This window comes from Streptomyces sp. ME19-01-6, from assembly GCF_033793745.1.
GTDB lineage: Bacteria > Actinomycetota > Actinomycetes > Streptomycetales > Streptomycetaceae > Streptomyces.
Genome location: NZ_JARAXF010000004.1, coordinates 79,974 through 93,696, shown reverse-complemented (window position 1 = coordinate 93,696; position 13,723 = coordinate 79,974). Strand labels below are relative to the sequence as shown.

General features: G+C 71.1%; 11 protein-coding genes. 4 read left to right on the top strand and 7 right to left on the bottom strand.

What is annotated here, in order from left to right; genetic code table 11:
- Positions 1-75: 75 nt before the first annotated feature.
- The 4 genes from PV419_RS10390 (at position 76) to PV419_RS10375 (ending at position 2,932) form a co-directional block, all read left to right on the top strand.
- A complete protein-coding gene (locus tag PV419_RS10390; protein WP_319687672.1) occupies positions 76-555 on the top strand; it encodes a hypothetical protein in 480 nt (159 codons plus the stop codon).
- On the top strand, positions 552-872 hold the full coding sequence (locus PV419_RS10385; RefSeq protein WP_319687671.1) for a hypothetical protein: 321 nt from the start codon (positions 552-554) through the stop codon (positions 870-872). The genes PV419_RS10390 and PV419_RS10385 overlap by 4 nt, the downstream gene beginning before the upstream one ends.
- Before the next feature lie 91 nt (positions 873-963).
- On the top strand, positions 964-2,028 hold the full coding sequence (locus PV419_RS10380; protein ID WP_319687670.1) for an ATP-binding protein: 1,065 nt from the start codon (positions 964-966) through the stop codon (positions 2,026-2,028).
- Between the two features lie 121 nt (positions 2,029-2,149).
- Positions 2,150-2,932 (top strand): SDR family NAD(P)-dependent oxidoreductase, encoded by a 783-nt coding sequence (locus PV419_RS10375; protein WP_319687669.1) that lies wholly within the window; start codon positions 2,150-2,152, stop codon positions 2,930-2,932.
- Between the two features lie 18 nt (positions 2,933-2,950).
- Here PV419_RS10375 and PV419_RS10370 read toward each other — a convergent pair whose 3' ends face one another.
- From PV419_RS10370 to PV419_RS10340, 7 genes are all read right to left on the bottom strand, one after another.
- Entirely contained in the window at positions 2,951-4,417 is a 1,467-nt protein-coding gene (locus PV419_RS10370; protein WP_319687668.1) for a PE-PGRS family protein, read from the bottom strand.
- 14 nt (positions 4,418-4,431) lie between these two features.
- Complete coding sequence (locus tag PV419_RS10365; protein WP_319687667.1) at positions 4,432-7,140, bottom strand: caspase, EACC1-associated type; 2,709 nt, start codon at positions 7,138-7,140, stop codon at positions 4,432-4,434.
- A 167-nt stretch (positions 7,141-7,307) separates the two neighbouring features.
- Positions 7,308-8,501: an FAD-dependent monooxygenase gene (locus PV419_RS10360; protein ID WP_319687666.1), complete on the bottom strand. Its 1,194-nt coding sequence runs from the start codon at positions 8,499-8,501 to the stop codon at positions 7,308-7,310.
- Positions 8,502-8,688: 187 nt separating this feature from the next.
- Positions 8,689-10,335, bottom strand: coding sequence for a penicillin-binding transpeptidase domain-containing protein (locus tag PV419_RS10355; protein WP_319687665.1), 1,647 nt, complete (start codon positions 10,333-10,335; stop codon positions 8,689-8,691).
- A gap of 263 nt (positions 10,336-10,598) precedes the next feature.
- Positions 10,599-11,864 carry a tyrosine-type recombinase/integrase gene (locus tag PV419_RS10350; RefSeq protein ID WP_319687664.1) on the bottom strand — a complete coding sequence of 422 codons (1,266 nt, stop codon included), beginning with the start codon at positions 11,862-11,864 and terminating at the stop codon, positions 10,599-10,601.
- Positions 11,865-11,955: 91 nt separating this feature from the next.
- The gene (locus PV419_RS10345; protein ID WP_319687663.1) at positions 11,956-12,183 is read right to left on the bottom strand and encodes a helix-turn-helix domain-containing protein; all 228 of its coding nucleotides are present in this window, start codon (positions 12,181-12,183) and stop codon (positions 11,956-11,958) included.
- A gap of 142 nt (positions 12,184-12,325) precedes the next feature.
- Positions 12,326-13,579, bottom strand: a complete 1,254-nt coding sequence (locus PV419_RS10340) for a DUF3631 domain-containing protein (protein WP_319687662.1) — start codon at positions 13,577-13,579, stop codon at positions 12,326-12,328.
- Positions 13,580-13,723 lie beyond the last annotated feature (144 nt).

The following is a 13,723-nucleotide window of genomic DNA, read 5'->3' as shown; positions in this document are numbered from 1 at the left end:
GTGACATGCACGACGAGGAGCATCGAGGCAGGCCCCCGCGGGGTGCGGGGTCTGCCGAGCCGGGGGGAGACACACATGTCCGACGAGAAGGCCGTCCAAGGGGCGGGGAGCGGGCCGGCGAGCGCGGCGAGCGGGTCGGCGAGGGGGCCGGCGGGCGGGGCCGCGCAGGCCGACCGGGTGCTGGAGACCGCCGACCGGATGCTCCGCCGGATCGTCCGGCTCATGGACCTGGGCGACCAGGTCGGCGAGGCCAAAAGCGGCCTCAGCGCCAGGCGGGTGCCGCTCCACCCGGTCCTCGGCTACTCCGAGGTGGTGGCGTTCCTGGTGCGCAACCACGCCGCGGTGCCTCAGGCTGCGGGGGGAGCGGTGCTCCGGCGCCGCAGGGGCCGCGAATACCTCGTCCAGACCTTCTTCCTGGACGCCGAGGGCACCCCGCTGCGCGGCACCGGGACGGCCGACGCGCCGGTCTGGGTCTGCCGGGCCCAGCGGCTCGACGAGGAGCTGGCCGCCGCCTTCGGCGGCACGGACCTGATCGTCTTCGAGGGAGGGGCGTGACCGTGCTGAGTCTGTTGACGACCGTCCTTCTCGGGCTCGGCGGGCTGGGCGCCGTCGCGGTGGTGTACGTCGTGATCGTGACCATCGAATACCTCGCAGACTGGTTCCGCGCCCGCAGCGACCGGCTGCAGCTCGACCCCGACCTGCGCTGCGTCACGGTCGCGGAGTCCATCCGCGACGGCAAGGTCAGCTACATCCAGGGCGTCTTCGACACCTCGCGCGAACAGTTCGTCGAGAGCCGCCGCGTCAAGGGCGAACGGGCCGACGAGCGGGTGCGCGGCGCCCACCGGACCCACCAGGTCGCCGTCTGGGGCTGACCGCCGACGACCGCCGACGACCGCCGACGACCGCCGACGACCGCCGACGACCGCCGACGACCGCCGTCCACGCGGCGAGAGGAGGACCGCAGTGAAGAGGAACACCAGGCCCGAAGGCCACCCCCTACGGCCCGGCGGGGCGGCGGCGCATACCGCCTTCGCCGTCACCGGCATCCCCGGCGGCACCGACGAGGTCGAGGCAGCCCTGTTGCGCAGCCGCCTGATCGCCGCCGTGGACGCCTTCGGCGGCCACCACGGGCCGGAACCGCTCACCGTCACCATCACCAACCGGCCCGCGGACCGGCCACCCGCGAAGGCGGAGGCGGACGGCCCGTCGGTGGCCGAGCGGGCCGAGCACTTCACCGCCGCCGCGCCGCTGTACACCTTCGACCGGCTGGTGCTGCCCGACCGGACGATGAAGCAGCTGCTGCGCGCGATCCACATCGTGGAGCGGCGCCGGACCCTGTTCGAGGAGTGGGGGCTGCGGACCATCCAGCCGCATCCCAGCTCGGCGGTCAACCTCGAAGGCCCGCCCGGCACCGGCAAGACGATGGCCGCCCACGCCATCGCGGACCGGCTGGGCCGCCCGCTGATCGCCGCCCGGGCCTCACAGCTGGAGAGCAAGTACCACGGGGAGGGCCCCAAGAACCTGGACGCGCTCTTCCACGCCGCCGCGACCCAGGGCGCGGTGCTCTTCCTCGACGAGGCGGACGGGCTGATGTCCGCCCGCTTCGAGACCACCAGCCACGGCTCCGAACACGCGGTGAACGCCATGCGCAGCGAACTGCTCACCGCGCTCGACCGGTTCGAGGGGCTCGCGGTGTTCGCCACCAACCTGGTGAGCAGCTACGACACCGCCTTCGACAGCCGCGTCCGGCACGTCCGCTTCCCGGTCCCCGACGAGGCGGCCCGCGCCGAGATCTGGCGCCGCCACCTGCCCGAGACGCTGCCCCTGGCCGGCGATGTCTCCCCGCGGGCCCTCGCCGGGGTCGACGACGTCACCGGGCGGGACATCCGCCGCGCGGTGATCGACGCGGCGGCGGAGGCGCTGCTGACGGGGCGGAACCGGGTCGGCCAGGCGGATCTGCTGGCCGCGGTGGAACGGGTCAAGGCGAGCCGCCCCCAGCGCCCGGCGCCGGTCCAGCCCCCTTCTTGAAGCACCCCCGGGGCCACCGGGACGTCTGCGCCCGCCCCCGGCCGGGCAGTGACCATGACGACGCCCCGTATCCGGGCGGGGCGCTTCACGGGCGCTGACCCGGTGTCGGAAGGAGCGGAAAGTGCGGCGGTTCGAGGGCTATGCGGTCGTACTCACCGGCGCGGGACGGGGCATCGGCGAGGTCACCGCCCGCCGCTTCGCCGCCGAGGGTGCCCGGGTGCTGATCACCGACCTCGACGGCGAGCGGGCCGCGAAGGCGGCCGCGGCAATACGGGCCGACGGCGCCGAGGCCGAGTCGCTGGCCTGCGACGTCGCCGACCGTACGGCGGTCGAGGCGGCCATCACGTACGCCGTGGACCGCTTCGGCGCACTCGACGTGCTCGTCAACAATGCCCTGTCCTGCACCCCCGACACCCCACTCTTCGAGGACCAGCCGGACGACGCGTGGCACCAGGACCTCGACATCACCCTGACCGGCGCCTTCCGCTGCGCCCGCGCCGCGCTGCCCCATCTGGCCGCGGCGGGCGGCCGGGGCGCGATCGTCAACGTCGGCTCGGTCAACGGCGAGCGGGACTTCGGCAACCACGCCTACAGCGCCGCCAAAGCCGGTCTGGCCAGCCTCACCCGCACCCTCGCCGGCCACGCCGCCGGCCGTGGCGTCCGCGTCAACCTCGTCGCCCCCGGTACCATCCGCACCCCCAACTGGGACGGCCGACAGGACGCCCTCGACCGTGCCGCCCGCGTCTACCCCCTGGGCCGCGTCGGCGAACCCGCCGACATCGCCGCCGCCATCACCTTCCTGGCCTCCTCCGACGCCGCCTGGATCACCGGCGTCACCCTCCCCGTGGACGGCGGCCTGCTGATGGGCAACGTGGCCCTGCTGGCCGCCATCGCGGGGGAGTGACCAGCCCCGTCACCCGCCTCAAGGCTGCCGGATCATCCGCCACATGACGTCCACGGGCAGCGTCGGATGCGCGGCCGCATTCTCCGCGGTGGCGGGATCCCGCAGCAGCCGCACCAGCACCGGCACCGGCAGCCCTGGGTGGCGCAGCGCCATCCAGCGTATGTACCACTCGGGGTCGTCCAGCAGCCGCACCGCCGAGTCCACCGGCAGCCGCGGATCCTCCGCGGCCCGGCGCCGTACATCGTTGTCGGCGTCCCGGGCGAACCGCTCCACCAGCTCGGGCGTCGACGCCGGGTCGTCCAGGGCCAGTCGGCGCATGCGCGGGCTGGGGTCGTCGGCGTACCGGAGCAGGCCGTGGCGCGGGAAGTTCGGATGGCCGCGCGGCCGGTCGGGGCAGGTCAGGCTGCCGGTCCACCACTGCCACACCCCCATCAGCAGGTCGGCGGGCGCGTCGTCGCAGGACTCGGCCAGGAAGAGGTGTACGACGCGGTCCTCGTCCCGGGCGAGGCGTTCGACCACGTCCGGCGGCAGACGCTTGGCGCGGGCCACGCTCCGGCGTACCAGGAGATGGGACGAGGCGGCCAGACGGCGCATCGCTTCGGGGTCGTCGTGGAGCGCCTTTACCCAGGCGAGCGTGTGGGAGCGCGCGCTCGGGTCGATGTCCACGCGGATGTCCGCCCGCTGCTCCTCGGTGAGCTCCGGCCGTACGGCCACCGCGTGGCGGACACTGCTGTCGGTGTCCTGGGCGAGCACGGCGACCAGCTCCGGGGTCAGCCGCAAGTTGCACGCGAGGCGCCACCGCTGGGCTTCGGTGCCGTGGTGGGTCAGGTGCTCGGCGAGGTCGCGCGTCAGATGACAGCTCTGGACAGCACCTTCACCGAGGTCCTCGGCCTCGAAGACCGACCGGGACAGCGGCTGTTCCTCGTGGTGCCGCAGCGGCGCGGCGACGCGGACCGTGCCCTCGGGGTCGGCCAGCAGCCCCTGCCGGGCCGCCCCGTCCAGATGCGGCCAGGCCCGCGGGCAGGCGGCGGCCCGTACGCCGGGCTCCGGGTCGCGGGCCAGCGCGGTCAGCAGCCGTACGGGCAGCCCCGCCGGCCGGGTGGCCTCCGCGCGGATGTGCGCCGAGGGGGCGGTGGCCGCCCGCTCGTACGCGGCCTCGGTGAGCCCGTCGCGCCGGTCCGCCGCGAACATGGTGAGGACCCACAGGTTTCTGGGCTTCTGCTCGCCCAGGATCAGCCGGGTCCAGTGCTCGGCCGTGAGGTTCGGCTGGTGCTCGGCCAGCAGCGCCCGCACCTCCCACTCCGGGTGGGCGACGGCGGCGTCCACGACCGAGGCCGACAGCCTGCACCACAGGAGGTACCGGGAGCGGCCCAGCAGAGCGCGCCGCAGATCGTCGGGCGCGGCCGGATTGGTCCCCAGCCCCTCCGCCCACATCTCGCGCAGCCCCTCCGAGGGCTCCGGCCCCTCGAACAGCGATTCCCACACGGGCCCCTCCCCGGCTACGGGGAGACACCCAGTGACGCGAAGTCGTAACTGCCGCCATAGATATGGCTGGTATAGACGTTGGTCAGCCGGGGGCTGCGCCAGGTGTAGTTCTTCTGGAAGATCAGGGGGACGTAGCCGGCGGAGTCGGAGACCTTCCGGTTGATCTGTCGGTACATCTCCCTGATTTTCCTGCGGTCCTGCCCGGCGAGCGCCTTGTCGAAGAGGCCGTTGATGGATTTGTCATCCAGCTGGGCGAAGTTGACATTGCCGGCGGGCAGGATGAAGCGGCCGTCGACCAGAGGCTGGAGAAAACCCTGGGCGGTCGGGAAGTCGGGGAGCCACCGTCCGAGGATGATGCCGTAGCCCTTCTTCTTGACGGTCGAGGGCGAGCCCACGGCCGTGTAGTAGTTGCTGAGTTCGATCTGCTCGATGGTGATGCTGATCCCGACGGACGACAGCGATGACTTCAGCGCCTCAGCGGCGGAGAGGTCGTCGGGGTTTCCGGCGCGCACCGCGACGTTGGTTTGGAAACCGTTCGGCTTGCCGCAGGCCGCCAGTTCCTTTTTCGCCTCGGAGCCATTGGCCTTTCCGCCGTTCTCCAGGACGTCGTACGGATCGTCGGTGGGGTTCGCCCCCTCGATGCCCGGCGGGAGCATGTTGGTGGCGATCTCACCGGCGCCGGGGCCGCCGAGGGCCGTCTGCACGGACCGCCGGTCCGTCCCGTAGATGATCGCCTTGCGGCAGTGGATGTTGTTCAGCGGTTTGACGGTCCGCGGCAGGCCCAGATAGCGGATGCCCATGGTGTACGGGTCGTCCAGACGGGCCTTGGACGCGGTGTCGTGCACAGCCCTGGCGATGGCCGCCTTGGAAAGTGTGGGTTGGAGATCCATGTCGTAGGAGCCCGCGAAAAGCCGCTGGCTCCTGGCGTTGTCGTCCTGGACGAAGTCGACCGTGATCCGGTCGGGCAGGGCGGCGCGGACCGGGTCGGAACTCTGGTTCCATTCCGCGTTGCGGATCAGCTCCAGCGACTTGCCCGGCGCATACGAGCTGAATTTGTACGGCCCGGAGGAGAACGGACGCTGTTGGTATTTGGCCTTGGTGTCCTTCGCGCTCGGCACGGGCGAACCGGCCGGCATCGCCAGCATCTGCTCGAAGTCGCTGTTCGGCTCGGCCAGATGGAAGACGATGGTCTTCGACGTGGGAGTGTCGATGGATGTGAGGCCCAGTTTGTCGTCCTTGTAGGGGCCCTTGTACTTTCCGTCGGGGTCGAGGACCTGCTTGAGGTAGGTCGGGCCACCGGGGAGTACATCGGTGGCCCAGGCCCGCTCGATGCCGTATTTGACGTCCTGGGAGGTGATGGACGAGCCGTCCTCCCAGGTGAGCCCTTCGCGCAGGGTGTAGGTGTACGTCGTGCCGTCCTCGCTCACCTTGCCCTTGCTCGTCGCGAGGTCCGGGACCAGCTCGGAGCCGCCCTTGTCGGGCTTGGGGGCGTAGGTGACCAGCGTGCGGGTGAAGTAGCGGGAGAAGTTCCACGCGAAGCCGTAATAGCTGCGCTGCGGATCCCAGGAGTCGGCGTCGCTCCTGCCGACGAACTTCAGCGTGCCGCCCCTGGCCTTCGACGGATTGACGACGCCCTTGGTCGCGTCGTTGTACGCAGGGGCGGAAGCCTTCTTCGTGGGGGTGCTCGTCGGCGACGGCTTCGCGGCGGGCTTCTGGGAGGAGTCGTCGTCCATCCAGTTGTTCACCAGAGGGATGCCGGCGGCCAGCAGACCGGCGACGACCGCCGCCGCGATCGCGGAGCGGATGAGGAGCCGGCGGTTGCCCGGCGAGCCGCTGCCGGGAGCCTGGGCCGGGGCGAAGGCCGGGGGCCAGGCGGGCGGGGCGGGCGGCGGCGGGGGAGCCTGCCCGGGGGCGTACGGCGGGTGCGGCAGGGGAGCGGTGGCACCGGGCGGCGCGTACGCCGGGGGCGTCGGGCCGAAGACGGGCATGACGGGGGCCGTGTTGCGCCCCAGGGCTATGCCGCCCGCGATGCCGCCGCGGTCGCGCTTGTGCGGCAGCGGCCGTCCCTGGGCGCCCATCGCCGCGTACACCTGCCCGTAGACGGTGTCCAGGTCGAGCAACCGCGGCCCACCCGGGACCCCTTCGTTCAGCAGTCTGAGCAGTTCGCCGGTGAAGGCGGTGTGGGGTCCGCCGGGCGGGGCGAGCGCGAAGCTGCTGTCGGGGACGGCGGCCAGCAGACAGGCGTCGTCGACCGCCGCGCGGTCGACCACCGCCTCGATCCCGTCCACGAAGCCGGGCGTCTCACCGCTGAGGCAGCAGTCGAGCAGCACCACCCGCCGGTTCGCCCGCCCGTCGGACATGACATCGCGCAGGGTGCCGTACGGCAGCCCCGTATAGGACCGCTGCCGCAGCGACCCGGCGAGGCTGAGCACCAGCTCTCCGCGGCGCGGCTCGACCAGGCCGTGGCCGGCGAAGTAGACCAGCAGGGTGTCGGTGGCCTCCTCGGCCGCGGCCCGGACGGCGTCCAGGACCTCGACCGCGGCCTCGGGGTCCTCGATCACCGTGCAGTGTTCCGGGGCGAGCCCCCAGGAGTGCGGGGCGCACAGGGCGGCGGCCAGCGCGCGGAGGTTGCGCTGCACCTGCGGAAGCTGCTCCAGGTGGTCGTAGCGGCTGGTGCCGATGAGTACCGCCCGTGAGGCGGCCGCGGCGGGCAGGACGGTCACCGCTGCCGCCCCTCATCCGCACCGGCTGGCGCGGCGACGAGCCGCCGCTGCCCTCGCCCAGCACCGCTCGCCTCGACGCCTATCCGCAACGGGCCCCCTTTGAGTGACGACGGCCTCATATTCTGCACTACTCAAGGACGGCCGGGACGGCTCCATCGAGCTGCCCGTCAGTAGTCCTTGAGGGCGTAGGAGTTGGTGACGTCCAGGTCCGCCCGGAGATCGGCGGCGAACTCCTCTCCCTCCACCTCGCCGAGGTCCATCGCGTCCCGGGCCTCCATCGCGGCCTTGTTGATCAGCGCGAGCTCCTGGTTGGCGGTCACATACCCGCGCAGCTCCCGCTCGTACGCCGCGAAGGCGGCCTCGTGGTCGCCGTCCGCGGCCTTGAGCTCGCCCGCCAGGACGTACGCGCCGACCAGGGCCATGCTGGTGCCCTGGCCGGACATGGGCGAGCCGCAGTAGCCCGCGTCGCCGAGCAGCGTCACCCGGCCGCGGGACCAGGAGTCCATGCGGATCTGGGCCATGGAGTCGAAGAGGAAGTCCGGGGCGTCCCACATGTGCTCCAGCAGCCGGGGCATCTCCCAGCGGGCCTTGGCGAACTCCCGGGCGACCAGGCGCTTTTGCTCGCGCGGGTCGTCGGCGTGGGTCTCGGCCGGCGGCTCGTCCCAGTCGAAGCCGGCGTAGACGCGGACCTCCTGGTTGTCGCGGACGCTCATCACCATCCCGCCCCACAGCGTGCCGCCCATCCGGTAGACGACCTGCCAGCGGTCGAGGCCGAGGTAGTTGGGCGCCGTCCACACGGCCAGCGAGGTGCCGAGGTGGTGCAGATGGTCCTCCTCGGGCCCGAAGGCCAGCCGCCGGGTGCGGGAGTGCAGCCCGTCGGCGCCGACGACCAGGTCGAAGCGGCGCTTCGTACCGCCGCGGAAGACCACCCGCACCTCGTCCGCGTCCTGTTCCAGCCGGTCGATGGAGTCGCCGAAGACGTACTCGATCCCGGTTCCGCCCGCGTCGGCGACGATCGCGGCGAGGTCGTCGCGAAGGATCTCCACGTCAGGGCTGTCGAGGTCGCCGCCGCTGACGGTGCGCTCGGTGGTGCGGAACAGCTCCCGGCCCTCGTCGTCGACCACCGACATCCCCCGCAGGTCGGTGCTCAGGCCGCGGATCCGGTCGAGTACGCCCATGCGCTCGGCCACCTCCAGCGCGGGGCCGCGGACGTCGACCGCCTGTCCCCCGGGGCGCGGTCCGGTGGCCTGCTCGACGACCGTGACGTCGTATCCGTACCGGTCCAGCCAGTAGGCGAGCGCGGGCCCGCCGATGCCGGCCCCCGATATCAGAACGCTCTGCCGACGCTTCGTGTCTCGCATGGTGACTCCCCATCGGTGCATCGAGTGGTTGGTCGGACAACCCGATGCTGGTCCGGGCCGCCGACGCGCCACCGACACCGAGCCGACACACGCGCGCCAACGCCGACGCGGCGCCGACACGGCTTGTGAGGCCGCGCCGACGCCGCGTCGGTCGTTCGTCAGTCTTCGTCAGGCGGTGCCGCTCAGCTCAGCCCGCGCGCAGCACCGAGGCCACGATCGGCCCCGCCGAGTCACCGCCGTGGCCGCCCTGCGGGACCACGGCCGCCGCCGCGAGGTCGCCGCGGTAGGCGGTGAACCAGCCGTTGGGCTCCTTCTGCCCGTCGACCTCCGCCGAGCCCGTCTTCGCGCCGAAGTCACCGCTCATCCCGGACATCGCCTGGGCGGCGGTCCCCGAGGTGGCGGTCAGCCGCATCAGGCTCTTCAGCTGCTGCCGGGTGGCCGACTTCATGGCGCGGGGGGCCTTGGCCAGGGTCCGGCCGTCCAGGGAGGGGGAGACCAGGTAGGGCTGGCGGAAGACGCCGCTGGCGACGGTCGCCGAGACCGACGCCATGTTGAGCGGGTTCATCCGCACCCCGCCCTGCCCGATCAGCGACGCGCCCTTGGAGGCGGCGGTCTGCACCGGCACCGCGCCGTCGAAGGAGGCGATGCCGGTCCGCCAGTTCAGGCCGATGCCGAAGACGTCCCGGGCCTCCTTGGTGAGGTCGTCATCGGCCAGCTTGGGTGCCTGGCTGATGAAGGCCGTGTTGCAGGAGCGGGCGAAGCTCTGCTCGAAGGTGCCGCCCTTGATCTCGAACTTGTCGTCGTTCTGGAACTTCCAGCCGCCGTACGAGAAGTACTTCGGGCACGGGTGCGGCTTGCCGTAGCCCGCCAGGCCCTTGTCGATGAGCAGCGCCGAGGTGATGACCTTCATGGTCGAGCCGGGCGCGTACGACCCCTGGAAGGCGGTGTTGAACCCCTGGGCCGGGGAGTTGGCGACCGCGAGGACCTCGCCGGTGCTGGGCTTGACCGCCACCACCGCCGCCTTGGACCGCTTGCTGACCGCCTTCTCGGCCGTCGCCTGCAGCGTGGCGTCGATCGTCGTGTGGAGCGTGCCGGCCTTGCCCTTGGCGAGCACCTTCAGCGTCTCGTCGGGGGACTTGGAGCCCTTGGCGCGGGAGATCCACGTCTCCACGCCCGGTGAGCCGCCCGCCTTCTTGCCGTACCGCTCCCGCAGGCCGTCCAGAATCGCCTTGAGCGTCGGGTGGTCGGCGGCGCGCAGCTCCGCGCCGTCGCGGTCGACGGCCTTGATCGGGGGCGTGCCGGCCGGGCCCGTCTTGAGGGCGTCCCCGGCCTGGAGCTTCGGGTGCACGACCGACGGCTTCCAGTCGACGACCGCGGCTCCGCTGGTCTTGTCGCGGGTGACGGTCAGCGAGGATTCATACGTCCAGGGGACCTGCCGCCCGCCGTAGGAGATCTGCGCGTTGACCGTGAACGGCACCGTCCGGCCGGTCCGCTGCCCCGCCGCCAGCGTCACCTTGCCGATGTGGGCCTTCTCACGGTAGGCGGTGAGCGCGGTGGTGGCGGCCTTGTCGTCGTCCGTCAGGCCGGCGGCCTTCGCGGTCTGCCCCGCGGACCAGGCGGCCAGGAAGTCCCGCGCCGTGGCCTTGACCTCGGCCGCGCTGGGCGGGCCGGTCTTCACCTTCTTGACCACGGGCTTGTCGTCGCTCGCCCCGGTGTCCGCGCCGTCCTTCGAGCCGGTCGAGGCATCCTGACCGCCACTGCCACCACAACCGGCGACCCCGACCATGGCGGCGAACACCGCACCGATGACCGCGGCTCTCGCGCCACTCCGCATTGCAGAACCCCCACAGTCCCTCGAAGCCCTCCACCGTTCGATGGAGGTCGTGGTCCGGGCACTCTACCGGCATCCCGCGCGGCGCCCGGCCCCGGCGAGGGGCGCGCCGGGGCCCTCAGATCCAGGTGTCGAGCCAGATCCGGGACCGCCATTGATCCATCGGCAGCGTCTGACCTGTGTAGAGGGGGAAGAAGTAGATGAAGTTCCGATTGGCTAACGTTTATGGGGCCTGGCCAGGGCTTTTACCTCTGGCCAGGCCCTTCTTACCCTTCCTGGGCCGTCTCTGGGCCGTCCAGCGGCTTACTCGAGGCCCGATAGAGCTTGTCGACCGCCCTTCGGGTTCGCCCCTCACTGCTCGGCATCAGGTGCGTGTAGACGCGGAGAGTGAACCCGGGATCGCTGTGTCCGAGGTACGTACTCAGCGCCCGGATGTTCTCTCCAGCGTCCAGCAGCACCGAGGCGTAGAAGTGCCTGAGCGCGTGCATGCCGTGCTCCCGCGCGGACTGGTAGCGCTCACCCTTCTCGGCCTGTGGAATGAAGCCAGCGGCGGCCAGAGCCGGTTTCCACAGGAAGTCATCGAAGTGGCTCGACCGAACGGCCCGACCAGCCTGGCCCGAAAAGATCAACGTCTTGGTGACCAACGGCCCATCCGGCTTGAGCCAGGGGAGCGTCACCTTGACCGGGGCGAAGTGCTCCATGTGGTCGCGCAGCGCGTCAGCCACGGCGGCCGGTAGCGGCACGTCACGGATCTTTCCGCGCTTCGGTGGAGCGAACACGAACTTGCCCCGGATCCGCTTCAGCTGTTGCCGGACGGCAAGCCACCCGCTGTCGAACTGCACCTCATCGAGCGGCAGGCCGAATATCTCGCCCTGCCGCAGTCCGCAGCCTGCACCGAGATCCACCATCGCGCGGTACCGCTCGGGCAGAGCAGCCTTGACGGCAAAGACCTGCTCGGCAGTCCAGGGGATCACCTTCGACGGGGGTGACTGGGGGCCCTTGACCGACCTGGCAAGGCATGGATTCTTCGGCATCAGGCCGTCGTCGACTGCTGCACTGAGGAGTGCCGAGACGCTGCCGAAGACGATGCGACGGTGTGAAGCCGACGGTACGGCGCTCTCCAGCTCGCTCAGCCACGTCCGGATGTGGCCCGGCTGGAACGACGCCAACGGGCGCGTCCCGAGGTAGGGGAAGACGTGCAGGCGTAGACGGCGCTCCGCAGCGTCCTGGCTGTTGATCTCTGTTGTGTGGGTGGAGAGCCATCGTTCCCCGTACTGCTGCAAGGTGATGCGCGCGGCGCGGGGGTCGATGTACTGCCCACGGGACATGTCGGCGGCCGTCTTGATGAGCCAGTCTTCCGCGAGACGCTTTTGCTTGTCCGGGAATGACTTGCTCTTCTCGGCGCCGTCGGGACCGATGTAGCGGGCGCGGTAGCGCATGCCGGTGCCGTGGCGGTCGGTCTTGACGCGGCGGGGTTTGCCGTCCGGACCGGGTTCGGTCTTGTACCAGCGGTCTTGAATGTGGCCTGCCATTGAGGCTGTGGTCCCTTCTCGGGCAGATCAGAGCGGGGCGGGGCCTTGTGGCCCCGCCCCGCGGGTGTCGTGCTGGGTTTGGTTGTTGCTGTCAGGCGGCCTTATCTGCGGCCTTGCGCTCCCCGATGTAGCGGTGCACGTCGGCGGGGTCGTAGCGCAGGTATTTGCCCACGCGGAAGCCGGGCGGGCCGACCCGCTTCTTGCGCCACTGTCGGACGGTCTCCAGCGGCACCTTGAAGATCTCGGCTACGTCTTCGGGGGTGAGGTAGCAGTCTGGGAGCTCGGCCCGCAGCGTGGTTATGGCGGATGTCTCTGCCATCTGGCGGTTTCTCCTCGGCAGCGTGATGGGCGGGGCGTCGGCCCCCTTCTCCGCAATCCGCTACATCCGCTACATCCGCTACACAGCAGGTCAGGGGCCTGTTTCGTGTAGCGGATGCGCGGGATGTAGCGGATAGGTGCCGCTACGCAGTGCGGGCCGGTGTAGCGGTTCGGTCGGTGATGTAGCGGATGCCGGGAAGCTCTTCCGCTACATCTGCACCCGTGCTGACCTGCTGTGTAGCGGGTGTAGCGGATGTAGCGGACTTCTGCGGGGGTGGGGGGCAGTACCGGGTCCAGGCGTCGGCGAGGTCTTCGGCGTAGTAGCCCTTGGGGACGCCGCCGGCCGTGCGGATGCTGCGGGGCCTGATGGGCTTGTTCTCCCAGGTGACGTACTCGCCGAGCATCTTGGACAGCACCCGGGAAGTGAGCGCTTTGCCGTTGCCGTCCATGTCGCCCCAGGGGGCCTCGTCGATGGCCGTGAGGCATTCGAGGATGGCGGCGGTGGGCATGCGGTCGGCGCCGCAGAACGCCTTGTCGCGCAGGTCGGTCAGGAGCTGGACTCCGATGGATGCCTTGTCGTCCTCCTTGGCGGCGGTGACCAGCTCGATGCACGCGGCGCGGGCTCGATCGGGCCAGTGCCCGCCGGCTGCGTCGGCGACGGCGAGCAGGGGTTCCCAGACGTCTGCGGGCCGGTCGCTGATGCCGTCGGGCAGCGTTGGCCAGGCGCCTTCTACCTGCTCGCGGACCTGGTGGGCCCAGCGTGCGAGCTGGTCACGTAGGGCGTTGCCCTGCTTCTCGTGGATGCGCTGCCGGTAGGGCTCCACCTTCTCGTTGGGGGCGCGCTTGCGCATGCGGATGATGATGGAGCGGGTCAGGATCGTGTCGGGCAGGGAGCCGAGTCCGGCCAGGGCCACGGCGCAGAAGGTCTGGAACTCGTGCGCTTCCTGGTTGGAGCCGTCCCCGACGCAGCGCAGCACGCCAACGCCGCGGCGGTGCCCGGCGTTGAGGAAGCCCCGTAGAGGCTCGTTGTCGCCGGCCTTGGGGCCGAAGATGGTGTCCACCTCGTCGAAGAGGACCGTCGGCAGCTTGTCCGTGTCCCCCACCGCGCGGTACATCGCGTTCGCCGAGGCGTGAGCGGCCACGAGCCGGTTGGGCACGAGCGTTTCGACGATTTCCAGCGCCCGTGACTTCCCGGATCCGGGCTCCGGGGAGAGGAAGGCGATTCGGGGGGTGGAGTCGAACGCGCCGATCAGGTGAGCGTGCGCGTCCCACAACGTGACGGCCACGTACGCGGCTTCGCGCGGGAAGACGTTGAATCGGCGGTGGAAGCGCTCGACCTGGTCGAGCAGCGCGGCTCCGTCAATGGTGGGCTTGCTGTCGGTCTCGGGGCTGGTCATACGGCGTTCCTCCCTGCCTCAGGGGCGCGGAGTGGGCAGAGGTCTTTGTGGGTTTCGTGGTCGGCGATGAGGGCGGGTACGCGGCGGTGGCCGACCGCGCTGCGGTCGCGTCCGCACGCGCATTTCGAGGTGGCGGTGGGGATG